The 25,457-nt window shown below is 42.5% G+C and carries 25 protein-coding genes; 5 read left to right on the top strand and 20 right to left on the bottom strand.

Annotated elements, in window-relative coordinates; all coding sequences use genetic code 11:
• Positions 1–93 precede the first annotated feature (93 nt).
• The 11 genes from VK097_RS02200 to VK097_RS02150 form a co-directional block, all read right to left on the bottom strand.
• Positions 94–879: an MBL fold metallo-hydrolase gene (locus VK097_RS02200; RefSeq protein ID WP_324210157.1), complete on the bottom strand. Its 786-nt coding sequence runs from the start codon at positions 877–879 to the stop codon at positions 94–96.
• Positions 876–1,814, bottom strand: coding sequence for a two-component system regulatory protein YycI (locus tag VK097_RS02195; RefSeq protein ID WP_324210156.1), 939 nt, complete (start codon positions 1,812–1,814; stop codon positions 876–878). Before VK097_RS02195 ends, VK097_RS02200 begins: the two co-directional genes overlap by 4 nt.
• Positions 1,815–1,816: 2 nt before the next feature.
• The gene (locus VK097_RS02190; RefSeq protein WP_324210155.1) at positions 1,817–3,130 is read right to left on the bottom strand and encodes a YycH family regulatory protein; all 1,314 of its coding nucleotides are present in this window, start codon (positions 3,128–3,130) and stop codon (positions 1,817–1,819) included.
• Positions 3,130–4,956, bottom strand: a complete 1,827-nt coding sequence (gene walK, locus VK097_RS02185) for a cell wall metabolism sensor histidine kinase WalK (protein ID WP_324210154.1) — start codon at positions 4,954–4,956, stop codon at positions 3,130–3,132. Before walK ends, VK097_RS02190 begins: the two co-directional genes overlap by 1 nt.
• Before the next feature lie 9 nt (positions 4,957–4,965).
• Entirely contained in the window at positions 4,966–5,670 is a 705-nt protein-coding gene (gene yycF / locus VK097_RS02180) for a response regulator YycF (protein ID WP_324210153.1), read from the bottom strand.
• A 307-nt stretch (positions 5,671–5,977) separates the two neighbouring features.
• Complete coding sequence (locus VK097_RS02175) at positions 5,978–7,459, bottom strand: M23 family metallopeptidase (protein ID WP_324210152.1); 1,482 nt, start codon at positions 7,457–7,459, stop codon at positions 5,978–5,980.
• A gap of 452 nt (positions 7,460–7,911) precedes the next feature.
• A complete protein-coding gene (locus VK097_RS02170; RefSeq protein ID WP_324210151.1) occupies positions 7,912–9,198 on the bottom strand; it encodes an adenylosuccinate synthase in 1,287 nt (428 codons plus the stop codon).
• A gap of 182 nt (positions 9,199–9,380) precedes the next feature.
• A complete protein-coding gene (gene dnaB / locus VK097_RS02165; protein ID WP_324210150.1) occupies positions 9,381–10,754 on the bottom strand; it encodes a replicative DNA helicase in 1,374 nt (457 codons plus the stop codon).
• Positions 10,755–10,808: 54 nt separating this feature from the next.
• Complete coding sequence (gene rplI, locus VK097_RS02160) at positions 10,809–11,255, bottom strand: 50S ribosomal protein L9 (protein WP_324210149.1); 447 nt, start codon at positions 11,253–11,255, stop codon at positions 10,809–10,811.
• A complete protein-coding gene (locus tag VK097_RS02155) occupies positions 11,252–13,225 on the bottom strand; it encodes a DHH family phosphoesterase (protein ID WP_324210148.1) in 1,974 nt (657 codons plus the stop codon). Before VK097_RS02155 ends, rplI begins: the two co-directional genes overlap by 4 nt.
• A gap of 27 nt (positions 13,226–13,252) precedes the next feature.
• Positions 13,253–14,200, bottom strand: coding sequence for a YybS family protein (locus VK097_RS02150; protein WP_324210147.1), 948 nt, complete (start codon positions 14,198–14,200; stop codon positions 13,253–13,255).
• A 542-nt stretch (positions 14,201–14,742) separates the two neighbouring features.
• Between VK097_RS02150 and VK097_RS02145 the strand changes: the two genes are divergently transcribed.
• Genes VK097_RS02145 through VK097_RS02130 form a run of 4 tightly spaced genes read left to right on the top strand, consistent with a single transcriptional unit; the run spans position 14,743 to position 17,328 of the window.
• Positions 14,743–15,225, top strand: coding sequence for a hypothetical protein (locus VK097_RS02145; protein WP_324210146.1), 483 nt, complete (start codon positions 14,743–14,745; stop codon positions 15,223–15,225).
• Between the two features lie 11 nt (positions 15,226–15,236).
• A complete protein-coding gene (modA, locus tag VK097_RS02140; RefSeq protein ID WP_324210145.1) occupies positions 15,237–16,004 on the top strand; it encodes a molybdate ABC transporter substrate-binding protein in 768 nt (255 codons plus the stop codon).
• 12 nt (positions 16,005–16,016) lie between these two features.
• Positions 16,017–16,694: a molybdate ABC transporter permease subunit gene (gene modB, locus VK097_RS02135; RefSeq protein ID WP_324210144.1), complete on the top strand. Its 678-nt coding sequence runs from the start codon at positions 16,017–16,019 to the stop codon at positions 16,692–16,694.
• A 16-nt stretch (positions 16,695–16,710) separates the two neighbouring features.
• On the top strand, positions 16,711–17,328 hold the full coding sequence (locus VK097_RS02130; protein ID WP_324210143.1) for an ATP-binding cassette domain-containing protein: 618 nt from the start codon (positions 16,711–16,713) through the stop codon (positions 17,326–17,328).
• A gap of 126 nt (positions 17,329–17,454) precedes the next feature.
• Here VK097_RS02130 and rpsR read toward each other — a convergent pair whose 3' ends face one another.
• The 7 genes from rpsR to VK097_RS02095 form a co-directional block, all read right to left on the bottom strand.
• Positions 17,455–17,682 (bottom strand): 30S ribosomal protein S18, encoded by a 228-nt coding sequence (gene rpsR, locus VK097_RS02125; protein WP_188632028.1) that lies wholly within the window; start codon positions 17,680–17,682, stop codon positions 17,455–17,457.
• Positions 17,683–17,747: 65 nt separating this feature from the next.
• On the bottom strand, positions 17,748–18,224 hold the full coding sequence (gene ssb / locus VK097_RS02120) for a single-stranded DNA-binding protein (protein ID WP_324210142.1): 477 nt from the start codon (positions 18,222–18,224) through the stop codon (positions 17,748–17,750).
• 17 nt (positions 18,225–18,241) lie between these two features.
• Complete coding sequence (gene rpsF, locus VK097_RS02115; RefSeq protein ID WP_324210141.1) at positions 18,242–18,532, bottom strand: 30S ribosomal protein S6; 291 nt, start codon at positions 18,530–18,532, stop codon at positions 18,242–18,244.
• A 382-nt stretch (positions 18,533–18,914) separates the two neighbouring features.
• On the bottom strand, positions 18,915–20,015 hold the full coding sequence (gene ychF, locus VK097_RS02110; protein ID WP_324210140.1) for a redox-regulated ATPase YchF: 1,101 nt from the start codon (positions 20,013–20,015) through the stop codon (positions 18,915–18,917).
• A 328-nt stretch (positions 20,016–20,343) separates the two neighbouring features.
• A complete protein-coding gene (locus tag VK097_RS02105) occupies positions 20,344–20,544 on the bottom strand; it encodes a DUF951 domain-containing protein (protein ID WP_324210139.1) in 201 nt (66 codons plus the stop codon).
• 15 nt (positions 20,545–20,559) lie between these two features.
• Entirely contained in the window at positions 20,560–21,465 is a 906-nt protein-coding gene (locus tag VK097_RS02100) for a mechanosensitive ion channel family protein (protein ID WP_324210138.1), read from the bottom strand.
• A gap of 70 nt (positions 21,466–21,535) precedes the next feature.
• On the bottom strand, positions 21,536–22,561 hold the full coding sequence (locus VK097_RS02095) for a YkvI family membrane protein (protein WP_324210137.1): 1,026 nt from the start codon (positions 22,559–22,561) through the stop codon (positions 21,536–21,538).
• Positions 22,562–22,646: 85 nt separating this feature from the next.
• Between VK097_RS02095 and yyaC the strand changes: the two genes are divergently transcribed.
• On the top strand, positions 22,647–23,273 hold the full coding sequence (yyaC, locus tag VK097_RS02090; RefSeq protein WP_324210136.1) for a spore protease YyaC: 627 nt from the start codon (positions 22,647–22,649) through the stop codon (positions 23,271–23,273).
• Between the two features lie 255 nt (positions 23,274–23,528).
• On the opposite strand, the gene VK097_RS02085 is transcribed toward yyaC, so the two are convergent.
• Both VK097_RS02085 and VK097_RS02080 read right to left on the bottom strand, forming a co-directional pair.
• Positions 23,529–24,233, bottom strand: coding sequence for a DUF554 domain-containing protein (locus VK097_RS02085; RefSeq protein WP_324210135.1), 705 nt, complete (start codon positions 24,231–24,233; stop codon positions 23,529–23,531).
• A 23-nt stretch (positions 24,234–24,256) separates the two neighbouring features.
• Entirely contained in the window at positions 24,257–25,411 is a 1,155-nt protein-coding gene (locus VK097_RS02080; RefSeq protein ID WP_324210134.1) for an aminotransferase class V-fold PLP-dependent enzyme, read from the bottom strand.
• Between the last annotated feature and the right edge of the window lie 46 nt (positions 25,412–25,457).

Here is a 25,457-nt window from a genome sequence, read left to right as displayed (position 1 = left end):
TCCGCCTGCAGCTGCAGCAGATTCAATAACCACTCAATATCAGAAAACAGCCTTAACTCATCACATTATAGTATTACACCAATCGGAAAATTATTATCCGACTTCATACAATCCTGTCGGGTTTTTCGGATCGGTATCCCGAACATCAAGTGTTATGCCGCGCTCTTTTAAAATATTTTCGACCGACATGCGCGCTAAATCCTTCATATTGTTATCCTGGCTTAAATGTGCTAAATAAATCCGGTTTGTCCGATTCGTAATCAAGTCACTCAGAGCAAGTCCGCAGTCCTCATTGGACACATGCCCGGAGTCGCTTAAAATCCGGCGCTTAACATTCCAGGGATAACGCCCCATCCGCAGCATACCTACATCATGGTTTGCTTCGAATATGTAAGCATCAGCATCCTCCACTGTTCGCTTAATCCGCTCTGACACATATCCGAGATCCGTTACAAGGGCAACTTTTTTCCCGTCATTCCGAAATGTGAAAAACATGGGTTCAGCAGCATCGTGAGAGACACCAAACGACTCCACATCAATATCGCCAAATGTTTTAACTTCCTCCATGCCAAAGTCAAATTTCTGATCAAGAGAAATCGTGCCTAGGGAGTTTTCCATGGCTTTCCATGTTTTTGCATTCGCATAGATCGGGAGATTATATTTACGGGCGATAATCCCAAGCCCTTTAATATGATCACTGTGCTCATGGGTAACCAGAATACCGTCCAGGCTCGACGGATCGACCGCCACTTCCCCGAACAGCCTGTCCATTTGCTTCCCGCTCAGCCCGGCATCAACTAATAACTTTTGCTTATCCGACTCAATATAAAAAGCGTTTCCGGAGCTTCCCGATGCCAGTACACTAAAACGCAATGTCATTCAATCTCACTCTCCGATTGCTGGTTGGATGTCAGTATTTCATTCAGGTGTGATAATGCAAAATCCTTTATCTCACTATCATCATCAAGACTTTTTTGTATTTGTTCAATCGTGGATGTTATCGAGCCCAACAAAAACGTCTGTTCATCACTGGAAGCGATCAGGTTTTCAATCGCATTCACATAAAAATATTCCTCGTCATTCACTGTAACCGTCCATGTCGGTGAAAAAACCTGTTCCCCGCTATCGACCTGAATTCTTCTATGCAGACCCATATTCACACCCGTTATCTCATCACCATATTCCAGGCTATTACCAGTAAAAAGCGCCTGAATTGCAGTTCTTGGTTCGATTAACGACTTCTCTTCTGAAGGCGATTCGTCCTCACCAAGCATTGTCTGTGTATAAAAAATCATTTCATTGTCGTCATTTAAGTAAACAAGTACGATTCCATTTTGGGTGTAATAGATAGGAAGACCATTCTTTTGCTGGAAAAAGACTAGAATATTCATTTCCTTATTCCAGCTGCCAAATGTATAATGATCAGACAAAAGAATACTGCTTTTCACAATCTTACTGATCAATTTGCCATCTGCATCTTCAGGTATAGCAACAGGTTTTTCAAAACGGGAGAAGATAAAGTTTTCATTAATGACTTCTGTTTGCTGATTTTCCGTTTCTTCAAAAAATGTCAATTCTTCATCCGTAAATGTTTTCTGGTTTAATGACAAATAGGGTGCATTGAATTCGCCATCGGGCAAATCAGCACTGATACTGATATCCTCGGCTTCCAATTGCTCTTCGAACGTCGAGCTGGATGTGTCCGGCATGGCAAATTCTGAAGCGCTTTGTTTATTGACAAACATCAGCAGCAAATAAATATCCAAAATGAGAAAACAGAGGATATATAATGTTTTAATTTTTTTCCATTGCATCCTCAATTCCCTCCTTCCTGCTGCGGAGATTGATTATTAAAACTAATTTTCTGCCAGCTGCCATTGTAATCCATGAACCAGGCCGGTTCCAGTGTTACCGCATCTGCATCGCTTTGATAGGTCAAATCATAGCCGACCTTGATATCATACACATTATCCATATTGTAAGTGCTGCTGTTTGAAAGCTTCTCAATGACGCTCGTGCCTGAAATCAGCTTCGTGGACTCATCCCCGCCCAAGTAGTTAGCCAGACTGAATAATGGCCGGTTGTATTGATGCAGTTCCGTTTTACGGTATTGCTGTTCAATGACCGAGGAATAATTGCTGCCAAAAACAGGATAACCTTTATAATACATCTGGTAACGCACCTTGTTATTCGAAGCGTTTGTGGTAATAGACATTAAATTATATTCATCCGTCCAGCCCCGGTGATCATTAATATTCTTTCTGCTCTGGTCAACTAATGCTGCCGGTTCCATCTGCTCATATGATGACGACTGGAGCGGATTCTGAAATTCGACTGTCCTTCTATTCGGATAAACACGCATGATACCGCGTGCACTATCGGTGAAATAGATTTCATTTTCGTTGATTCGGTTCTCGCTTACAATATCCGGATTGTTGAACAGCGTGTCAACCATAGGGTTTGAACTGATTTCTTTAACCGCTATTGACTTGCTGGAAATATTCTGCTGATTACTTGGTATATAGACAGGCCCCTCAGCACCTTCAGCCCTTACATATTCACGCAAACCCTCAAATGTCGTGAGGTATTCCCATAATTGGGCATAATTTTCAGAGTTATTGATGACCGCTATTGCCTGCTGCTCACCGTCTTCGGATAAAAAGATCATGTTCATCGTGTTGGAATCCTGATTAAATGTGAAAAACAGTCGTTTAAATCCCCATCCGGGCATGCTAACGTCATCGTTGAACGTAAACAAATCGTCTGCCAGTTCCATCGGGATGGCATCCGGAAAGATAATTTCCACCTGATTTTCCTCTGACGGCACGCCATCTGTGCTGCTTGTCCGGAAATCATACAAAGTCCACTTCTGTATGTCCTCGTACAGTGACTTGCGATCGTCAGCGTCAGAAAATCCAAAGTAATTATTGTCACTTTCAAAAATAATGGATGACGGCTCCACAAGATTTTTGGTCGTTTGCTCAGATCCGCCAAGGTTTGTACTGTCTTCTACGACATTTTGGGAAGGCTGATCGAGCTCCGGTGTGTAGCTCCAAAGGGCAAACGAAAGCACCAGACTGAGACCGATCAGCACCCATAATATAAATGACTTTACGGTTTCAAGCTGCATTATTTACCCCTCCGCTTCTTATTCACTAGCGGAAGTGTAAAGAGAACCGTCGTCCCTTTACCTTCTTTACTCTTAGCCCAAATGCTGCCGTGATGTGATTCAACGATTTCCTTGGCAATCGCAAGCCCCAGACCTGTTCCGCCGAGTTTACGTGATCTGGCTTTATCGGCCCGGTAGAAACGGTCAAATACTTTATCGACCTTATCATTCGGTATGCCGGGACCCTGATCTGAAACAGTTATCAGCAATTGTCCTTTCTGCCTGGCTGCCTTAAAGCGGATTGTCCCGCCTTCCGGAGAATACTTGATCGCATTGGAAATAAGGTTATCGAGCACTTGATTCATTTTATCTTTATCGATCCAGACATACAGCTTTTCATTAGGCAGGTCACGCTGCAGCTCTATTTTATCTGATACATTCATCTCAAAACGGTCAATCACCTGATGGAAAAAGTCGATAAAATCTGCCCGTTCCTGCTGCAATGACTCGCTTTGATTATCCATTCTGGAAAGCTGCAGCAAATCATTGACCATCCGTATCATCCGGTCTGTTTCGTTCTGGGTGACACCAAGGAATTTTGGCGCAATGTCTTTGTCCTCCCATGCACCTTCCGTCAGCGCTTCAATATAACTGCGCATCGTTGTCAGCGGTGTCCTTAGCTCATGTGACACATTGGAGACGAACTCACGGCGCTCACGCTCAATTCTCTCCTGTTCGGTCACATCACTCAGAACCGTTATAAATCCGGTAATATCATTATCTTCATCTTTAATGGTTGAGAAATTGGCGCGAATCAGATAAATGTCATCATCACTAAGATCAATAATCATCGAACCGCTCTCAGGCAATTCCGAAAGATCAACAGAGTTCTCATCCAATTGCAATACATCAAGCAGGAATTTCCCCTGTGCCTCATCAGGTTCCTGGCTGAACAGAAGCCCGGCAGCATCGTTTAACAGCGTTATGAACCCGTTACGGTCGGTAGCTATAACACCGTCGGACATGTTGGATAAGACCGAACTCAGTTTGCGTCTCTCTTCTTCCGTCAGTGCCCTTGAGTGTTTCAATTTGGCATTTAAATCGTTAAACGATTCGGCAAGCTGGCCAATTTCATCCCTTCCATAAACATTAACCTTCTGGGAAAAGTCTTCCCGTGCCATTGTTTGTGCCTGTCTGCGCATTTCCTTAATCGGCTTCGTGATCGTTCTGGCAACCAGAATCCCAAGAAATGCCGATACAGTAATTGCTAAAATGGAACCCTGCAGGAAAACGCGGTTAATATCATCCAGCTGATTATAAACCCCTTCAAGCGATGCTTCGATGTAAAGGGCGCCAACTTGTGTTTGTTCATTATCATAAATCGGGACTGCCCGTCTATAATTCCGATTTCTTTCCCGGTTAAATATTTTGCCTTTGTTTTCTTTCCCAAAATGCAGGGTATTGTTTATAAATTCGTCAGATGTTTTTTTGTTGATATTACTGTCACTTGATGTGTCACTTGATGCAATAATCCGGCTTTGCATATTTACAACCTGTATTTTAATGATATCTGTCGTATCGTTGACCCGTACAATATTCTGAACTTCTTCTTGCAGCGTTGGCTGATCATCACTATTATCTGACCGGTCTTTGCTGAAAGCCTGCTCCAGGTTCACCTCCAGGATTTCGACACTGGCTTCAATCGATTCCTCAAAGTTTTCCACAAGTTCTTGTTCCAGCCCGCGGACGAAATAGGCACTGATCACCTGAATCGTTATGAGCAGCAGCAATATAAACACGATGATGAACTTCAGTTGTATCGAGCGAAAAAAACCAACGTTATGCATCAGAAAGACCTACTCCTGTTCAGGATTACGCAAATAATAACCTACGCCCCTCCGTGTAACAATCCACATCGGGTTGCTTGGATTCTCCTCAATCTTTTCCCGGAGACGTCTGATTGTCACGTCAACAGTCCGAACATCACCAAAATAATCATAACCCCATACCGTTTCAAGCAAATGTTCACGGGTCATCACCTGACCGATATGACGGGCAAGATAATGGAGCAGCTCAAACTCCCGGTGGGTCAAATCCAGCTGCACACCATCCCGTGTCACAGCATACGCATCCGGGTGAATAACCAGTCGTCCAATTTCAATATTTTTCGTTGTCTGGACAGCGTCATCAGGGATTTGCTGCTGCCTGCGGATATTTGCTTTCACTCTGGCAATTACTTCGCGGTTACTGAACGGTTTTGTCACATAATCATCTGCACCAAGTTCAAGCCCAAGCACTTTATCAATTTCTGCATCTTTTGCTGTCAGCATGATAATCGGCATGGACTGTGTCTTGCGGATTTCCCGGCAGACTTCATTGCCGTCTTTGCCCGGAAGCATGATATCAAGCAGTACAAGATCCGGTGTTTCGTTTTCAGCAAGCTTAATCGCCTCATCGCCATCATACGCTATGATCACGTCATAACCTTCTTTTTCTAAATTAAATTTTAAAATATCTGCTATTGGCTGTTCATCATCGACTACCAGTATTTTTTGGGCCATAACTGTCACTTCCTTTTTAACGTTATTTCAATCGAACACGCACTTTTTCATACTCCTGTATCCATTCTATCGTACTTTTGCGTAAATGTCTTTTGTTATAGATGGAAATTATAGGTGAATATGCTTTAAAGCCGGGGAAAGTTCGAAGTTTTTTTAAAGATAAGTATAAAATTCAGAGGTATAACTTCTATTGGCAAGATAAGCCACGTCCGGCTCCAGCGCCCAGCGGCTTGTGCTCCTTCGAACCAATCATACGAAAAAAGACTGACCCCTGTAATTGAGCCAGTCTTTAAGACTAATTTAATATTTAATTTAGATAGTTCTGCGGATTTTCGAGTGATCCGTTCTTATAAACCTCAAAGTGCAGGTGGACGCCGGTTGAGTTACCGGTAGAACCCATCACACCAATTTTGCTGCCTTTTTCTACCGTTTCTCCCGAACTGACATTGATGGATGATAGATGTGCATACACAGTTTTCATCCCATTGTTGTGGTTAATGACAATTTTATTGCCGTAACCGCCGTCATTATAACCCGCCGAGACGACTGTTCCGTTATCTGCAGCTAATATGGAACGATTGCTTGGACCTGCTATATCTATTCCCTTGTGCGTCGATCCCCAGCGTTCACCGGCTTCGCTGGATACATGACCGCCGACAGTTGGATGGTGCAGGTCACCTGTGCCGCGTGACGGAGTGACTTTAGTACCTTTTACGACAATTTTCCTTTTTGACTTTTTAGTGATTTTTTCGTTAATGATCTCTTTGTTGGTAACATTACCATTTTTCAGCTTAAGCGCATATCGGACTTCTTTTTGACCTTCCTGCCCCTCTTGCTTGACTTCTTCATCACCTTTGTACAGCTCATCTGATTTCGTCACTTTTGTATCATTATCAATCGTTTTTTCTTTTAATTCTTCTTTTTTAACAATCACATCGACAAACGGTTTATAGTCTTGGACATTGATTTTCTGGCCGATTTGCAGGACTGAATCTTTATTTAAGCCATCATTTAAATCAAGCACTTCTTCGACGGACAAGTCATACTTATCGGCAATGTCGCCAAGCACTTCGCCCTCACTGACTTTGTGCACTTTGTCCTCCAGCTTCCCTTTTTCAAGTTTTTTCAAGCCTTGTTTTTTCGTCATAACATCCGACGGAGCCACTTCTTGTCCGGAAAACGTGACATCTTCCGACAAGGTTACATCTGTCACAACAGAGTCACCCAATTCGAGCGTTGTATTGTTCATTTCCTTGTTTACCAAAGCTTGCTGTTTATAATCAGGATTGGTGTTATCCTTTTCTGAAAGTTGTTTGAGCACATCTTCATCTATGTATTTTCCTTTATACTTCTTCAAGACGTTTTCAGCAGCTTTCCTGTCTTTAAAATAACCAACGGATTCATCGGCTATTTTTAGCTCTACCGCTTCCGTATTTACCGACAGGTTATCCTCCAGATGATTCTTTACGCTCTGGTTATTGTATTCCGGGTTGAATACGCGTTCCGAGACAAATGAAACTTTTTCATCAATTGTCATGGAAAACCCGTTATAGTCTTTTTCTTTTTCCTTAACTTTGGCATCCATCATATTCTTTATAACGGTTTTATCGTTTATTTTACCGATGTGTTCACCATCGAGGTAAACATGATATATCTCTTCCAGATTATCGTCTGCGTAGACTGTAGTTACTGTCAGCAAAAGTCCGATGCATACTGTCAGTCCGATTTTTTTCAGCATGCCCAGCTTTCCTGAAGCGCCTTCCGCAGGTTTCGTATTTTCCTGAAGCAAGACTGTACTCCCCCCTCAATGCCTTTCAAACTAAATTTATCTCTATTTTCTTCACGCATGTAAAGGACAGTAACCCGCCAAAGAACGGCGGCTAACTCTCCCTAAATGTCCGATTCTGTTCAACTAGGCTTTCTCGATTCCACATATCAATCTACCATAGTTTTTTTCGGTAAAAAACGGGAACAGCGCAAATGTAATATGATTGTATAATAGCTTGAAATTTTATCCACAGAGGGGCGTCTAACATGCTATATACTGTATTATTTTGTCAGGTTATTTATTAATTTTCCTGCATTTTTACGATTGTGTTACAGGTATTGTTAACGCTTTCTTAAATAGTTCGGCAATGAATAAATCTGAAGGCTGGCTGCGACTGGAATTGAATGGAATCATGCGAACAGCTGACATACACAAGAGGCCCCTGCCTAGCCAAGCAGGGGCCTCTTGTTTTACTAGCTGTATACGCTTCTGACGACGTTTGTCTGTTTGCGATCCGGTCCAACCGAAAAGATCGATAAGCCGATTTCGGTCAGCTGTGAAATCCGCTCGAGGTAATGACGGGCATTTTCCGGAAGTTCATGGATGCTTTTCACGTTCGTTATATCTTCATTCCATCCGGGCATCTCCTCATATACAGGCTCACATTCCGCCAGCTTGCCCAGGTTTGCCGGGAATTCATGGATGATTTCACCTTTATATTTGTATGCCACACAAATTTTCAGCGTTTCAATACCAGTTAAAACATCCAGTGAATTGATAGACAAATCCGTAATCCCGCTCACCCGCTGGGCATGGCGGACAACAACACTGTCAAACCAGCCGACACGGCGCGGACGCCCTGTGGTGGTTCCATACTCATTGCCGGTTTCCCGGATCTGCTCTCCGACATCATCATGCAGTTCAGTCGGGAATGGGCCGTCACCGACACGTGTTGTATAGGCCTTTGAGACACCGACAACATGATTGATTTTCGATGGGCCGACACCTGAACCGATAGTGACACCGCCTGCGATTGGATTGGACGAGGTAACAAATGGGTATGTACCCTGGTCGATATCAAGCATAACGCCCTGCGCGCCCTCAAACAATACCCGACGCCCGTCATCGAGCGCTTCATTTAAGACAACAGACGTATCACACACATACTCAGCCATCTGCTGACCATATTCATAATACTCATCCAAAATATTTTCAATCTTCATCGAATCCACTTCATAAACTTTTTCAAACAAACGGTTCTTTTCTTTTAGATTTTGTTCAAGTTTTGTACGAAATGTTTCTTTGTCCAGTAAATCTGCAACCCGGATTCCGCTTCTGGCTGCTTTGTCCATATATGCCGGACCTATCCCCTTTTTCGTCGTCCCGATTTTGTTGTCGCCTTTATCTTCTTCCTGGAGTGCATCCAGCTTTAAATGATATGGCAAAATAACATGTGCCCGGTTGCTGATACGCAGATTGTCAGTTGAAATATTGCGGTCGTGCAAATACTTGATTTCGTTTACGAAAGCTTTTGGATCGATTACCATACCATTTCCGAGCACACACGTTTTGTCGTCGAAAAAAATACCGGATGGGATTAAATGTAATTTATATGTCACATTGTCAAATTTGATCGTGTGCCCTGCATTGTTGCCGCCTTGATAACGGGCAACAACTTCAGCATTCTGTGATAAAAAATCTGTAATTTTTCCTTTGCCTTCATCGCCCCATTGCGTTCCTACCACTACCACTGAGGACATAGCGCACCTCCAAGTTTATTAACATCTGTCTTTTCCTTATTAACAGCGTAATTTTATCAAGAAATTCAGCTGTTGTCAAAACAAAATACGAATAATAACATAAAATTAAATTATAACATTCGTTTCATGAGAAAATCTGTTAAGAGCCAAAAAGAAAAAACAGCTTCTACATTTGAAGCTGTTTAAGCCTGAACGGGTGCTGGCGGTACATCACTATCCGAGTAGCGATGATCCAGATCGACAAATTTATTATACTCTTTTACAAATGCCAGCTCGACATTGCCAACTGGGCCATTCCGCTGTTTGGAAATGATGATTTCAATAATATTTTGCTTCTCTGATTCCTGGTCATAGTAATCATCACGATATAAGAAGCCGACAATATCAGCATCCTGCTCAATACTACCCGATTCACGCAAATCCGACATCATTGGACGTTTATCCTGCCGGGACTCCACGCCACGGGATAACTGTGAAAGAGCGATCAGCGGCACGTTCAGCTCACGGGCAAGAGCTTTAAGAGCACGAGATATTTCCGAAACTTCCTGCTGTCTGTTTTCCCGGGAATTTCCGCTGCCCTGAATAAGCTGCAAATAATCGATTAAAATCATACCGAGGCCATGCTCCTGTTTAAGACGGCGGCATTTTGACCGGATCTCGCTGACACGGATACCAGGCGAATCATCGATATAAATTCCGGCATTGGATAAGCTGCCCATTGCCATCGTCAGTTTGCTCCAGTCATCGGGCTCAAGCCTTCCCGTCCTCAACCGCTGTGCATCGATATTGCCTTCTGCACAAAGCATACGGGAAACCAGCTGGTCGGCGCCCATCTCCAAACTGAAAATCGCCACGTTTTCGTCAGCATTAATAGAAACATTTTGGGCAATATTCAAGGCAAAAGCTGTTTTACCAACTGAAGGACGTGCCGCAATAATAATTAAATCATTGCGCTGGAAACCGGACGTAATCTGGTCCAGGTCACGGTAACCCGTCGGAATCCCAGTCACATCGCCATCGTGGTGGTGAAGCTGCTCAATATTATCGTACACATCAATCAGAACATCTTTAATCGCCTTAAATGTTCCGGTATTTTTCTTCCCCGAGACTTCCAGAATGTTTTTCTCCGCTTCATTTAAGACTTCTTCCACATTATCTTCTTGAGAAAAACCTGAAGTTACAATATCTGTCGCTGTCCGGATCAACCGGCGAAGTACTGCTTTTTCTTCAACAATCTTACTGTAGTAGACAATGTTAGCAGCTGTCGGAACGCTGCCGGCCAAATCCGACAGATAAGTAACTCCGCCGACCTCGTCCAACTTTTTTTCATTTGACAGCGATGTTGTCACCGTCACCAGATCGATTGGTTCTCCTTTATCCACCAGCTTTAGCATCGTATCAAATATGCGCTGATGACTTGCCCGGTAAAAATCATCGGGCATTAAATGTTCTGCGGCCGAAGACAGTGAATCAGGTTCCAAAAAAATGGCACCAATCACAGCCTGTTCGGCTTCTATATTGTGTGGTGGTGTGCGATCATTCAAAAGTTCACTCATTGTCTTCCCCCCTCGTGGAGAGATTTTCCAAGGATGCCAGATAATCCACGTACTTTATTTCTCCACAACGTGAACTTTAATGGTCCCGGTTACTTCCGGGTGCAGTTTCACTGGCACATCCGTATAACCAAGTGTGCGGATTGGGGTGTCCAGTTCGATTTTTCGTTTATCAATTTTGTAGCCATAATCGTTTTTCAGCACATCAGCAATATGCTTTGATGTAATAGACCCGAACAACCGGCCGCTTTCACCCGATTTTGCTGATATCTCAACTGTCGCCTCGGCAAGTTCATTTTTTAGAAGTTCAGACTCTTTCTTTTCTTCCTCTGCTTGCTGTTGCTCTTTTTTCTTCTTCGCTTCCAGTTCTTTCATATTGCCTTTTGTCGCTTCTACAGCTAGGTTATTTTTCAGCAGGTAGTTGCGGGCGTAACCATCTGAAACATTTTTCACTTCACCTTTTTTGCCTTTTCCTTTGACATCTTGTTTGAATATGACTTTCATTCGGTTTCCCCTCCATTAAAATATTCCTCTAATATATCTTTCAGCAATGCCTCTGAGTCCTCAATCGTTGTATCCTCAATTTGTGTGGCGGCATTTGTTAAGTGACCGCCTCCGTTCATTTTTTCCATAACAACCTGGACATTCACATCACCAAGTGAACGGGCACTTATTCCAATCCGCCCGTCCTTTCGTTCAGAAATAACAAAGGATGCGTTAATACCGCTCATCGTCAGCAAGGTGTCCGCTGCCTGAGCAATTAAAACACCGCCGTAGGATTCACCGGGCTGCCCTTTTGAAATGGCAACTGTATCATGATATATCTCTGCCCGTTCAATCAATTTGCTTCGTTTAATATAAATATCCAGGTCTTCTTTCATGAACCGCTGCACCAGAACCGTATCTGCCCCTTTTGAGCGCAGATAGGAAGCAGCATCGAATGTTCGTGAGCCGGTCCTTAATGTAAAGCTTTTTGTATCAACGATAATCCCTGCCAATAATGCTGTCGCTTCGAGCATTTTCAATTTCAAATTATTCGGCTGGTATTCGAGAAGCTCTGTCACCAACTCTGCTGTCGACGATGCATATGGTTCCATATAAACAAGGGTCGGATTATCAATGAATTCCTCAGCACGGCGATGATGATCAATCACCACTTTATATTCTGACCTGTTTAAGAGTCTTTCATTGGCAACCATGCTTGGTTTATGCGTATCAACAACAACGACAAGACTTCGGCTGGTGACCAGCGCTTCTGACTCTTCCGGATCAATGAAATGCTGCCACAGTTCTTCGTCTTCTTTCAGTTCTTCAACAAGGCGGTAGACACCGGTATCAATATCATCAGGGTCAAGGACAATATAACCATCCACATCATTAGCTTTGACGATATTTAAGATACCAATCGCTGCACCAATCGAATCCATATCAGGTGCCTTATGCCCCATAATAATGACATTATCGCTTCCCTGAACCAAATCTTTCAGCGCGTGGGAAATAACACGTGCCCTCACCCGTGTGCGTTTTTCCATCGGATTGGTACGGCCGCCGTAAAACCGGACTTTACCAGCATCATCTTTTATGACCACCTGATCACCGCCGCGTCCCAGTCCTAAATCAAGGCTTGACTGAGCCATTTCACCAAGGTCGGGCAGCGTACTGTCTCCCACCCCTATTCCAATACTCAGTGTGATTGGTATGTTCTGTTCGGCGTTTAACTCGCGCACTTCATCAAGAATGTCGAATTTCGACTTTTCCAGCTGATCCAGCTTTTCCTTCGTTAAAACAGCCAAGAATCGATCCTGGGATGAGCGCTTCATATAAATGCCGTAATCATTCGACCAATTATTCAGGACAGAAGTTACCTTAGAATTTAATTGACTCTTCAATGTGTCATCCATGTTTTGTGTGATCTCTTCATAGTTATCGAGAAATATAATGGCAAGAACTATCTTCTCATTAACATAACGTGACTGAATTTCGGATTGTACAGTCCGATCCGATAAATACAAAAGGCGTTCGTCTTTTTTGATGGAGACCTGAAAATGATAGCCCTCCAGATCAAGCCATATTTCATTATCATTCTCTTTAACTTTAGAGACAAAATCATCCGAAAGCATGTTGAGCGACTTGCCAACTAATGTGTCATCTTCTGTCAATCGGTTCATATAAGGATTAGCCCATTCAATGTTATAGTCTTCATTAAATAATATAATCCCAATCGGCATTTCCAGCAGCGCTTCTTCACCGACACGTTTTACACGGTGTGAGAGCGTTGCGATATAATTTTCTGTATCCTGTCGTCTCTTTTTCTCGGCAAAAATGCTAAAGTACAATGATGCACCAAGCAAGATGGTCAGCACCAGACCGATTATCCAGTGAAAGAACCAAACAAAGCCAAGCAGTATGACAGATAATGAATAGATCACCCACAGGTGACTGCTTAATATTCGCTTGCTTTGAAAATCCTGCATATCATCAGCTCCTACCTGCACTCCCACTCACTTTTTATCATTGGAAATGCGATCTCTCAAGGAAAAGCCTATATCAATTATACCCAACAGACGCACAAGGTAAAGAAAGATAAACGGTAAAAATATCGTCAATACAACACTTCCGATTGGCAATGCTTTCGACATTTGTTTCACATAGGCATAATAGAAAATAAAAGAAAACCCTTGTAATGTCATTAAAATCCCGGCAAGCATCAAAACATTATTAACGGCGAGATAAACCATGCCATTCTGATCAAGGCCGAAGAATGTCATAATCAGTGAAAAGAAGTAAATCCAAATTAAAGAAACCGGCAGCCGCAGCATCCGAAACGGCGGAAATTGCAGCTTTTTATTATCCATCCGGCTGATCACTTTGTAACCCACCCATTGACTGACAAATGCAAGCAGCAATGCCACAATCGCTATGAACACAGGCAAGAGATCTGTCAGCATGTCGAATTGTTCGGTTAACATCGCCATCTGCTCTTCAGAAAGTTCTTCCATGCCTAATTGATCCATGACATTCTGGCTCATTGTAATTGACTGTTCAATCATGTTATTCATTTCATTTACCAAATTGACCTGAAATACATATTGGCTGAAAACAAATATAAACACTAATCCCACTACAAAACCAATCGTTCCGCGAGCCAGCGTTTCATATGCAGAAAGCTTATGATAAATGGCACTTCCAATCATAATCCCGCCCAATCCCATTAATACCGGCAGCGGCAAGGAAAATATGGATGTAAGCAATGCTGATAAAATGGAAGCAGCTGTCAGCATGATAATCGATGGCTTCCAATCATATCTGGAAGCAAATATAATAAATGGGACGGGCAACAGAAACGTAGCGATTAATGTGATCACAGGAACAAAGGTCGCAATCAGCATTAATATCATGAATATTGCTGTTAAGAGTGCCCCGTCTGTCAACTGTCTTGATTGGTTCATCGATTGCACCCTCTTGACTCATCAAAATTTATTGTTATCTTACCCATGTAAGGTTATCACCTCGTTGTTATATGATAACACGATTTCAGCAGTAATTGGTGCTAGAAATAATATAAAGTGAACTTTAATTAACTGGGGGGTCTTTCCACTCCCAAGTGAATATTAGTTGAGCCGAATCGGACATTTACTGGCAGTTGGAACCTCACTCACCCCTGTTGAGTTGATTTCATAGTATTGAAGTGGGGAACTTACTGCCAGTTACATGCGGGATAAACTCAATATTTCCCGGGAAATAATTTCGGGAAATTTGTCGACGACTAAAATTCAGAGAATATTCATAGTCAACTTGTATAATTAATGGTATTTTTAATATAGTGTGTGTTCAAAAAGGAGGTTAAAAAGGGCAAAGAATTTCGAAGTGCCATTTTTACCGGACTTTTTGAACAACCTCCTATATGCACCTGTTTGTATATGGGCTGAGTATCAGATGATTTTTCTCTGTCACGAGACATTGTATGATAACATAACCGGAGATGAAAAGTGTGAAATTTTGGCGTACGTTTATAAACAGTCTTAGATTGCCGAACAGACAAGCAATATTTGCGCTAAACCGGATCAGCATGGATATAGCAGTTCTGTATTTGTTTATTCTTCTGCTGCTCGCCTCCATCCCATCATTGGCTGAACAGCTGTTAACCGGTGAAGGTACAGGGATGAACTGGCTTCTGTTACTTGTTTACTTTTTTATATTTTTTTACTTGCCGTTAAACATTGTCGTATTTTTGCTCATCTCATTGGTGGCATATATTGGGACGGGCATTGCAAAATTGCTTAAACGCAAAATAAGATTTTCAATATTGTGGAAACTTGTTGTTTATACAACGACGATTCCTTTTTTGCTGTATACCACACTTGCATTCTTTTTCCGGATTAATGATGTATTAACAGGTTTATTTATTCTGTATACGTTTCTGTTTATGATCAAAATTATCACCGTTTTTCCAAAGCGAAAACCACGAAAATAGGAGTCTTGGTTATGCGATATTTCACATTTGTTTTACTGATAACCAGTATCACGCTTTTTGCAGGCTGTTCAAATGAGGGACAATCAGGCAATACAAAATTATTGGTGGCAGCCGCTTCCAGTTTATCCGAAACACTTTCCGAACTTAAAAATGCCTTTGAGTCAGAGCATCAGGACATCACATTAACGTTAAATTACGGGGCTTCGGGAAAACTTTCCCAGCAGATTCAGTCAGGCGCCCCGGTTGATGTATTCCTCTCTGCTGATCCAAAATGGATGGACAGGCTTGTTCAGAAGGAGGCGATTGCTGCTGATACACGGACTGATTTCGCCCAAAATGGGCTTGTCCTGGTGTCCAGCCGCAATAAGTCAATTTCAGCCAGCCAATTGAGTGACTTGCCGGATATGAAAGTGGAACAAATCGCGATTGGCAACCCGGACAGCGTACCGGCAGGAAGTTATGCCAAACAGGCGATGACTGAAAGCGGTATTTGGGATGATTTTGAAGACAAACTGATTTATACCAGTAATGCACAGCAGACCCTGACATATGTTGAATCGGGAAATACGGATTTCGGCATTGTTTATGTCAGTGATCTGACCCGGTCTGATTTGATTAAGAAAGTATTCACCATTGATGAATCGCTCCATAAACCAATCCATTACCCGGCAGCGGTCACTGCGTCAAGCACAGCGAAGGAAGAGGCTCAGGAATTTATTCAGTTTCTGCAGACGGACAAGGCGCAGTCTATTTTACGTGATAATGGATTTGCAAGCTAAAGGGGAAAGTATATGAACATGACACCGCTGCTATTATCTTTAAAAATCGCCGGAATCGCAACGCTTATTGTATTTGTAACGGGCGTCTTTCTGGCAAGGATTATCACACGCAGCCGCTTTCCGGGAAAACGTCTTCTCGAATCGGTCTTGATGCTGCCGTTAGTCTTACCGCCAACTGTTGTCGGGTTTGGGCTGCTCTATTTATTCGGAAACAACGGGATTATTGGCAAATGGCTTTCGGGCTGGTTTGGCATTCAAATTGTTTTTAGCTGGACAGGTGCTGTTTTAGCGGCCATTGTCGTTGCTTTTCCGCTTATGTACCAGAGTGCGGCTGCGTCTTTTCAAAGATACGACCGGAATATTGAAAATGCCGCTCTGACAATGGGGGCATCCAAATGGCGGGTGTTTTGGACGATATCATTTCCACTTGCATGGCCCGGATTACTTGCAGGTTTGGTTTTAACGTTTGCCAGAGCACTGGGGGAATTCGGGGCAACGCTCATGGTCGCCGGTTATATTCCGAACAAGACAGAAACCATACCACTGGCTATTTATTTTTCAGCAGAATCCGGCAATCAGGAGGCAGCATTATTCTGGGTAATCAGTATCTTGATCATCGGTCTTGGTGCCATATTATGGCTGAATTGGTGGAGTGAACGAAATATTTTGCGGTTTACTAGTAATAAATGAATGGCGGGGATTCCTCATGCTTTCAGTTAATATACAGAAAAAATTAAAATCATTCATGATTGATGTTCATTTAAAAGTTGACGACAAAATCGCTGTCCTGCTCGGCCCATCAGGTGCCGGGAAAACAACTATTCTGAATTGCATTGCCGGAATCAGCCATCCTGATGGCGGTCAAATTACGCTAAATGGACGCAAACTTTATCAAGATAAGAAAAAAAACGTGCCTACAGCCAAGCGCCGGACCGGCTACCTATTTCAGGATTATGCTTTATTTCCGCACATGACTGTTGAAAAAAATATTCGATACGGAGGCAAAAATGACCAATTACTCCATCGCCTTATCAATATGATCGGGATTGAGCACTTACTTGACAGCTATCCCCATCAAATATCCGGCGGTGAAAAACAGCGTGTCGCGCTGATACGTGCCCTAATGACAAAACCTGAGGCTCTGCTTCTGGACGAGCCGTTTTCATCATTGGATCATGATACAAAGCTGGCATGCCAGCATGAATTGGTGCAGCTTCAAGAATCGTGGAACATACCTATTATTCTTGTAACCCATGATGAGAAAGAGGCGGAAAAGCTCGGTGATCAGTTGTTGAGGATAGATAACGGGAAACTTGTTATGTAAAAGAGTTATCAGAAAGGCTGTTATTACTTTGAACCCGCTTCTTCTCCTTAGGAAATGCTGCTTTTCGCTCCCCGGAATTAAAAACCCGATTCACGACTTAGCGCGTGAATCGGGTTTTTAATTAGATTATTCAGCCACGTATGGCAATAGTGCCATTTGACGGGCACGTTTAATTGCTTTTGTCAGTTTACGCTGATATTTTGCAGATGTTCCAGTTACACGGCGAGGAAGGATTTTTCCACGCTCGGAAATGAACTTTCTCAAAAGATCAACATCTTTGTAATCGATGTGTGTAATACCGTTCGCTTTGAAATAACACACTTTACGACGTCTTGCACGACCACGACGAGCCATTTCGTAACCCTCCTTATATGCTAAGCTCTGTTAATTTGTATTGTTTCCATCATCTAACACAGCTTTTAGAATGGTAAATCATCGTCTGATATATCAATAGGTTCCCCATTGTCTTTAAATGGATTATCACTATTTTGATTTGACTGGTTCTGATTTTGGTTCTGATTTTGGTTCTGGTTTGGCTGGAACCCTGATGGTTGCTGATCTCTGTTCTGTGAAGACCCTTTTGATTCCAGGAACTGAACGCTGTCTGCTACTACTTCAGTTACAAAAACGGTGTTTCCGTCCCGTCCTTCAAATGTACGTGACTGCAGCCGGCCGTCAACACCAATCATACTGCCTTTTTTCATGTACGTTGCCAGATTTTCAGCGGCTCTCCGCCATACTACACAATTAATGAAATCAGCATCCCGATTCCCTTGCTGGTTTGAAAAAGGACGGTTCACTGCTACTGTAAAATTAGCTACAGCAACGCCATTTGGTGTATAACGCAAATCAGGATCCTTCGTTAATCTGCCAACTAATACGACACGATTTAACATCAGAACCACTCCCTATTTTATTGATCATCTTCTCGAATTGCCATACTGCGGATTATATCATCAGTGAACTTCGCCTGGCGGTCGAATTCATTAATTGCAGTTTCGTCCCCGCTGAAGTTAATGACAACATAATATCCATCACGGTAGTCGTTGATTTCGTATGCAAGGCGTCGCTTGCCCATTTCATCAACTTTTTCAATTTCCGCCCCGTTATCTGTGAGGACATTATTGAAACGCTCAATTAAGCTTGTTTGCGCTTCTTCTTCCATGTCCGGGCGGATGATGTACATGATTTCATATTTTCTCATCCGTTACACCTCCTTTTGGTCTTAGCGGCCCTTTTTCAGTGAAAAGAGCAAGGAGTAATTTCGACTTCATTACTCACAATACGAAATTATATCAAAATATATCTTAAAAAACAAGCATTCGAGAGATCCTGATTTGTTTTATAAATTTAACATTCTTTTTTGTCACTGCAGATAACACACTTCAGTTTCCAAGGGACAACGATTGTTTCCTTCGTTCTTCAGCCAGCAGATATTGCTGAGCTAAAAAGTTAATTGAAGCGGAAGACGCGGGAATCCCGCGGTACAGGCACTACGCCCCACTGGCAGCTGACCGGGCTGCTTGGCGCGAGGTGAGCGAAAAGCGAGCGCATGGAGCTGAAATCACCTGCCAGTTTCTCCAACTTTAAACATTAAACCGGAAGTGGATGACATCGCCATCTTGTACGATGTATTCTTTTCCTTCCAGGCGAACCCTGCCTTTATCCCGTGCACTTGCCATGGATCCGGCTTCCATAAGATCTTCATAGGAAACCGTCTCTGCCCGGATAAAGCCGCGTTCAAAGTCTGTATGGATAATACCGGCTGCCTGTGGTGCTTTTATACCTTTGGGGAATGTCCATGCGCGTACTTCAGGCTCGCCTGCTGTAAAGTAGGTTCCCAAGTCCAATAGATTATAGGAAGCTTTGATAAGCTGGTCAAGGCCTGCTTCTGCTATTCCCAAATCATCCAGGAACATTTCCTTTTCCTCCGCGTCCAGTTCAGCAACTTCCTCTTCAATTTTAGCGCAGACAACAATTACTTCAGCATTTTCATTAGCAGCGTATTCTCTTACTTTTTGTACCTCTTCGTTTGATTCGGGATCTGCCACATCATCTTCACTCACATTCGCAGCATATAAAGCCGGTTTGCTCGTCAGCAAATGAAGACCCTTTACCATCTTCCATTGATCATCGGAAAATTCCAGGGCTCGGACAGGTTGTTCAGCTTCCAGTCCTTCTTTCAGTTTTTCAAGCAGATTATACTCCGCTACAGCTTCTTTGTCTTTCTGTCTGGCCATTTTTTCGACCCTCTGCAAACGTTTGTTAACCGTTTCCAGATCTGCCAGAATAAGTTCAAAATTAATCGTTTCAATATCATCGATAGGATTAATTTCACCTGAAACATGCGTGATGTTATTATCCTGAAAACAGCGGACTACCTGGACAATGGCATCCACTTGGCGGATATGGGATAAAAACTGATTGCCAAGCCCCTCGCCTTTACTTGCACCTTTTACAATCCCGGCTATATCTGTAAATTCAAATGTTGTTGGAATTGTTTTTTTCGGTTTAACCAATTCACTCAATTTATTTAAGCGATCATCGGGAACTTCCACAATGCCCACATTCGGATCAATTGTGGCAAACGGATAATTCGCCGCCTCGGCCCCTGCTTGTGTGATGGCATTAAACAATGTTGATTTGCCAACATTGGGAAGCCCGACAATTCCTGCTGTCAATGACATTTAACTTTCACTCCTTAAGGATTCCATTCATATGAACGCGTCAGTCATAACAATTATAGATACAAGCCATTAAAATGACAAGCCATGGAAATACAAAAATAAGCATTCAAAAATGCTTATTTTTGCAGGGAGTATCGTTAAAATTTATATTTTTATCCATAGGTCCCGATAAAATAAACAATTATGGAGGATAAACAGAATTTTGGTTAAATTTTATGGTGCATATAACGATCAGTCCCCATAAAAAACAGGAGCACCTATCGTCAACGCCCGAGTCCGTCCAACTAACATTCATTAGGCAAATAAACCTGCTGAATAAAGTTTCACATTAGTCTTCTTCCATCCGCTCAAGAACTTTTTTCATTTTTTTCGTGAACTCTTTTCGCGGAATCATCACACTATGATTGCAACCCATACATTTTATCCTGATATCCATCCCCATGCGAATAATTTTCCACCGGTTTTCGCCGCATGGATGCGGTTTTTTCATTTGGACAATGTCATTTAAACCGAATGCCTTGTCTGCCATATTCTTTCTCCTTCCTTACACTTCCCGCTCTGGATCTATTTGCAGTGAGTCAGGTTCCTGATTTCGTGAATACATGATAAGACGCGGTGCAGGAATCTGTATGCCTTCTTTATAAAGAACTTCTTTAATCTCTTTTCGGATGTTTCTGGCACCTTTCCATTGATAGGAAGGCAATGTTTCCGCAATCACCCGAAGAACAAAGTGGGACGTGTCCAACACTTCCACCCCGAAGATCTCAGGGACCTTAACAATTTCTTCATGTTTATCGGGCAATGTCTTTATAACGTCCCCAATAATTTTTTCAGCGGCAGCAACATCATTTTCATACGGGACATTGACATCAACTATGGCAAGTCCGTTATGAATCGAATAATTGGTCACCTGGGTCACGTTTCCATTCGGTACTACATGTTGTTCACCTGTCCAGCTTTCAATTTTAGTGGTACGCATGCCGATTTCTTCAACATAACCTTCCGCACCCGCCGTAAGAATGTAATCGCCGACAGAGAACTGATCCTCGAATATAATGAAGAAACCCGAAATGATATCTCGGACCAGATTCTGTGCACCAAAACCGATAGCAAGGCCAGCTACACCGGCACCAGCCAGTAAAGCACCAATATCAAAACCAAATGCGTCATCTAAAATCATGATAAACGCAATGAAATATACGGTATATTTCATTGAATTTTGGATTAGTTTCTTAATGGTAACTTCACGTCTTTCGGTAATTCGCAGCGGTCCCCGGGATCTGCTTTCAAAAATCCGGCCGATAACCTTGTTTCCGACCCGTACGATAATCAGAGCAATCACTAGAATGGCAATTGCCTTGAATAATGCTTTGCCTATGTCGGCCCAAATATCCGTCCCGGTTACTACACCCCACAGACCAATGAACCAATTAATTATAAAATCCACCATAAAACCTCCGACAACTCAATATATAAATAGATTTTACAATATCCATCACATTATGAAAAGAGAAGTGATGTCATACATGGGTGTTTTCTCTCTTATTCCACAGTGGATAAAGAAGTAATCGTGTTAACACATATAAATTTAAAATCCCGTATACTGGATAAATATAATTTATCAGTGCGGAAAATCCAACGGTTGTTAATGGTACCATTGGGATGATGACCGCTGCTGCCAGAAACCAAACAGGTGCATTCCAGCGGCTTTGGATTCTGGACACAATACCCAGCACACCCGATGCAGCAGTTGTGAATATAGCAAACCACAAGAGAACAGACATAAAAATAAGAATTTCAACCGGATAGTGTTTCAATATGGCAAATAATGGGATTTCATATAATAGCAGCTCATCAGCAATCTGAATGAGACTGTTATTATAAATAAAAGAGATGGTGCCTAATATCATTCCGCTGCCAATTGCCGCAACATATATTTCCTGTTTCGATTTGACTTTATTGCCAATCGCCCCCAACACAGCGATTAACGGCAGTATATTCAGTGCTGTAAACGGGAAAGCCGCTGTCCAATTCCGTTGTTCATGCAGATGGGACCATACATTCAGTCCCTGGTCATTGATAAATAATAATAAGATATACAGCAGTCCGCCAATCAATAATGGCAACACAATTTGATTCATGGCAAGCAAACCGTTAATATCCCTTAAAAATAATGCGATTAAACCGGCCGTCATAATCAATACGCCCCACCAATAGGATAAATCAAATGCTTGTCCGGTAGCACCGCTTCCTGCGATCATAACAACCGTTGTCGTCGTTAAATACAAAAATATCATGATATCATATACTTTTGCCAGCTTGTCCCCCACAATATCGCGAAGCACCGGTAAATAATCACTTGATTTCTTTTGATAACTTACATGCATAATGACATAACAGCATATCGAAAAAAACACGGCAAATAACAGGATAGCCAGTCCGCTTTCATGGCCGAAAAACTGCCATAACTCCCTCCCCGAAGCATAGCCGGCACCAATTGTTGTCCCGATGATTAAAAACATCCATTTCAAACCTGCTCGCAACATTGCTTCTCCTCCATTATGTTTATCCAGGTATAGTTTGATAATTTTCTCCGTATACTAATACCAATATGTTTGTGGAGGAAAAGCTATGAATCTAATGAATCGTTTCATCACAAAAAAAGAAAAACTCCAGATCAATTATATGAACCCGGATCTTCTTGATAAAATGAATGAACGAATTATTTCCTGGCTTCCGGAATTGCCGAAAGAATATGTTGTGGTTTGTGTTGGAACAGACCGGTCGACAGGTGATGCGCTCGGGCCTTTAATAGGGTCCTATCTATCGGAGCTGAAACCAAAGCACTTAAACGTATACGGCACTTTGCCTGAACCTGTCCATGCCACAAATATGCCGGATTACATACAGCACATTTATAAACATCACCAAGATGGATTTGTTATAGCAGTCGATGCTTCATTGGGAAAAGCTGCTTCAGTAGGCAGCATTATTGCTGATGTCGGCTCACTGAATCCGGGAGCAGCTTTAAATAAAAACCTTCCAGCCATTGGTGATATTCATGTGACCGGTGTCGTTAATATCAGCGGATTCATGGAATTCACTACTTTGCAGAACACACGGCTCTCCCTTGTTGTTGATATGGCGAAGCGTGTTGCTTCGCTTTTGGAAAAAATTGATCAGCAATTGACGTATACGACATCACTTTCGACGGTCGTTGCACCTGAAAGACAGGAGCCTTTGGAAGGGGAAATGTAAACCCCTGCCCAATATGGCAGAGGTTTTCAATGATTCATATTAGCTGTTTCTATGGTTGTTTTTTTGACACAAAATTCATAAATTGTGATGTAGTAACTTAATGGTTTAAAGGTTAACACCGCTGCGGATAAATGCGAAACTCCAGCGGGAAAGGACAGTCTGAAGACCCCGCAAGCGAGGAGCGAGCTGAGGAGGCTGAAGCGTTTCCCGTGGAAAGCGAGTATTTTTCCGCAGCGAAGGCTCTCAGCCCTTATATCAAAATAACAAATAGATGTAATAGACGATTCCAACTGTCACAATCGCCGGCAGCAGGTTACCTACTCTTATTTGAACGATTTTTAATAAATTAAGACCGATTGCCATAATTAATAGACCGCCGACTGCAGTCAGTTCACCAATAAGTCCATTTAAAAACGATTCGGGCACCCATTGATTGATTTGTGTAGCAAGCAAGGCAATCGATCCCTGATACACGACAACCGGAATGACTGATAAAATAACGCCCAATCCGAGTGTTGTTGTTAATACAAGTGCAACAAAACCGTCAATTACACCTTTAGTTATCAACACTTCATGATCGCCACGCAAGCCGCCGTCCAATGCTCCGATGACTGACAGAGCACCAATCACAAACACGAGTGATGCTGTTATAAACCCTTGGGCAACACTAAAATTATCATTTTTTGTCGTGAATTTCCTTCCTATCCAGTCCCCTATCCGGTTAAGTCCTTCTTCTAGGTGTATGAGTTCCCCAATAATGGCGCCCGTCAACAAACTTAATAACACAACAATAATCGCTTCTGTTTCCAGAGCCATCTGGAGACCTATTAAGATAACCGCCAGGCCTATTCCATGCATAACTGTTTCTTTATATCGTTCCGGTATCTTCGTAAAAAATAATCCAAGCAAACTTCCAGCAATAATACAAACGCCATTAACAATTGTTCCGAATAAAGCCATTGGTCCATCTCCATTTTATTATCTTACACAAGATTATAAGATTCTGTTACTTCCTGTATCGCCTGTAAAAATTGTTCAGCCTCTTCTTCTGTGTTATACATGCTAAAACTTGCCCTGACGACACCCCGATTAGTTGTGTTTAACGTTTCATGTGTGAGCGGACTGCAATGAAGACCTGCCCGGACAGCTATGTCATAATGTGAATCAAGCACCATCGCTATTTCCTGTGATGGAATATTCAAAACATTAAACGCAACAATCGGCATGCGTTCATCCTGTACATCAGGTCCATAACACGTGATGCCTTCGATCTGTTTCAGTCCTTGCAAAACTGTTTGGCTCAAAATTGTTTCACGTGGAACATTACCAATATTACGTGTTTCATAAGATTGCATTGCGGCATGGAGTCCTGCGATACCCGGTGTATTTAATGTCCCGCTTTCCAGTCTTTCCGGCCACTGTGACGGCTGACCAGGGTTTTCGGAATAGCTGCCGGTACCACCATGATTCAGTGGATGTAAATCGATGTCACCTTCGATCATCAACATGCCTGTCCCCTGAGGCCCCAATAAACCTTTATGGCCAGGCAACGCCATCATATCGATCCCCATGTTCCTCATATGCAGCGTCTTATGCCCGGCTGTTTGCGATGCATCAACTAGTATTGGTATGTCACTTTGATTGGCAACTGAAGCAATTTGTTCAACCGGGGTAACAGCTCCGGTTACATTGGAAGCATGGGTTACCGCAATCAGTCTCGTTTCAGTTCTGATCGAGTTACCAATTTGCTTTAAAAACTCTGATTCATCTCCGTTCCAAGGTACATATGTAACACTCACTCCATACTGCTTATTGATACTTTCCAACGGCCTTCTGATCGAGTTATGTTCAAAGGTTGTGGCAATAACATGGTCCCCTTTTGACCACCGCAGCCCTTTTATTGCCTGATTTAAGGCAGCTGTTGCGTTTTGGTAAAACAATACTTTTTTAGGATCGCTGCAGCCGAAGATTCGTGATGCAGTTTTTCTTGTCTTTGTTATAATACCTGCTGCTTCTTTAGCCAATTTATGACTCCCTCTGCCGGGATTGGCGCCTATCTCATTCAGCGCATAGAGCATCGCTTCCCCTACTACCGGGGGTTTTGGATGGGATGATGCCGCCTGATCAAAATATATCATGTTTAACACCCTTTTATTAATGGAGATATGTAAAGAAAAAGACTGA

Origin of the sequence: Lentibacillus sp., assembly GCF_035301675.1 — a bacterium.
Taxonomy (GTDB): domain Bacteria; phylum Bacillota; class Bacilli; order Bacillales; family Amphibacillaceae; genus Lentibacillus.
This window is presented reverse-complemented; position numbering and strand designations above follow the sequence as displayed.